The 2139-nt window shown below is 27.6% G+C and carries 3 protein-coding genes; 1 reads left to right on the forward strand and 2 read right to left on the reverse strand.

Annotated elements, in window-relative coordinates; translation table 4 throughout:
- The coding region (locus C4B24_RS05030) for a hypothetical protein (protein WP_168388366.1) at nt 1-770 on the forward strand (770 nt) is incomplete at its 5' end.
- 274 nt (nt 771-1044) lie between these two features.
- On the opposite strand, the gene C4B24_RS04605 is transcribed toward C4B24_RS05030, so the two are convergent.
- Nucleotides 1045-1509: a hypothetical protein gene (locus tag C4B24_RS04605; RefSeq protein WP_131599604.1), complete on the reverse strand. Its 465-nt coding sequence runs from the start codon at nt 1507-1509 to the stop codon at nt 1045-1047.
- On the reverse strand, nt 1509-2139 hold a 631-nt coding region (locus C4B24_RS04610; protein WP_210725201.1), incomplete at its 5' end, for a DUF3800 domain-containing protein. The genes C4B24_RS04605 and C4B24_RS04610, both read right to left, overlap by 1 nt.

The following is a 2139-nucleotide window of genomic DNA, read 5'->3' on the forward strand; positions in this document are numbered from 1 at the left end:
TTGACTTTTATAATAAAGCATATGAAAAATCAGATTGAGGTTCTATATTTCATGAGGACTTCGCTAAAAACAATGAATACGAAATTTATGAACTACTTTGGAGTTTTATAAGACCTCTTCATTTTATAGAACGCAAATTAGATAACGAAAAAGAAAAGTATAATCGTAATTATGAATATTTTAAAAACAAATGAATAAACACCTTAAGTGATTTAAAGAAATCCATGACATCAGATAAAACTGAAAATGAAAAGATGGTCGAAAATAATAGGATGCATGATTTATCAACAGGCATATTTTCACATGAAGAAGCGAGTAATAGGGCTTTTTTTAATAGTTATATCAATAAATATAAATCCACAAAAACCACGCAACTTGAAATAACATTAGGAGATATATATGATCAATTCTTCTCATATTTTTACATTAAATTAGAATATTTAAGTTCTTTAGGTTTGAAAATATATCCAAAAATGAATAAAAAAAGAAATTCATGAATAGATAAATTAGATGCATTAAACAAATTGCCATTAGGTAATTCAATTAATAAAGAAAAATATCAAGCAATTATGGATGCAGCAAACCATTATAAACATCAAACCAATTTATTGGAGCTTCCCCCAATAGAATTTTTGAATGATTTCATGGATGATTTATATGAAAAATTAAAGGAGAATTTAAATTTCGATGAGTTTTCTGATTCAATTAGAAATTTATATTATGAAATTGACGGAATTTTAAATCCACTAGGATTAACTGGTTTTGAATAATTACTGTAAAATAAAAGATGCTTATAAGCATCAAGTTATTATTGATCCAAAGACTAAGAAGACAGATTGCTAATTAAAACTTTTTTTATTTAAGCAAGGTTCAACTTAAAAAAGAGCCTTGAATTCTCTAATATTCCAAAGACAAAGGCGAGATATAGATTTGTGTGATTTATTTATAGTTGTAAAAGTGCTTTATCTAAAAACCCAATAAAGAAAAAACCCCTCAAGGTTTCTCCAACTCGTTTTATACAACTAGGTACATCGGTTAATTAAATTATACACAATTTTTTAATGTTCAATACACTTGATTCAAATCTTCAACACAAGTTTCACCCAATGAAATAGATTTAAATTTTTTTATTTTATATTCATAAAGTTTGAATCCGGTCACTAGATAATATGTATGAGTTCCATCGCGTTTTTCAACTTTATCAAATACAAAAGTAGATTTTCTACACAAAATATTCACCCTCATCCTTTTTGTGTTGTTTTTATATTGTTTAATATCAATCAAAATTCTTTTGTCCTTACAATTATCGTGTTCATGTTGGAAAATCGTATTTGAATCAATAATAATTTGCATCCTAAATTGATCCAAGCCAGGACCACTTTCTTTTTTAGTGTAATGCTGAGGTAAATCATCCCTTCTTGGTTTAATGGGTATATCACCGATATTAAATAAAATACCGCTTGATATCATCGTTTTAACTCTAGACTCCATTTCTTCCAAATACGACATTATTCTCCCTTTCAGTAGAAAATGTTGTATTTTATTTGATTGGAATATAAGGAAGTTGTGTAACCAATATTGATTTCATTAGCAATAATGTTGTAGATTTGTTCTTTCCATATAGATTTAATTTCAGTCCCATAACAAGAGATGGCTCCTAAAAATAAATCCGATAATTGTATAATTTGCGATTCTTTAGAGTCAACAAATGTCGTCTGAGGAATGGAAGCCATTTCTAATGTTGAAATTAAACTCTCCTCATTACCAGAGCCTTTTCTATCAGAAATAATACCCCGTATTGCAAAGGGTGATTTTTTTATTAGCGAAAAATGTAGCCTAGTGTATCAATCTTTATAATTTAACTTAATGTTTTTTTTATCTCCAGCCACCAAAACTCTCAATTGCATGTATTCATTTTGTATGGCGTATTCAACCAGTTCCTTATATAAATTAATTTTTGACTTTCCTATTTTTGTTCATTTAATTTCCGTCAATGTTTTAACTCCGTGTTTTAATTTTATTTTTTTTATTTCGTTGTTGATTTGTTTCATTTTTGTTTTTGGAACAACTCACCCCCCAATTACTAGGGGTTTAGTTTGAAATGAGAGATGAGATGTTTCTTCTAAGAATAATATTTTC

Source organism: Mycoplasma marinum, from assembly GCF_004335975.1.
Classification (GTDB): Bacteria; Bacillota_I; Bacilli_A; order Mycoplasmatales; family Metamycoplasmataceae; genus Mycoplasma_K; species Mycoplasma_K marinum.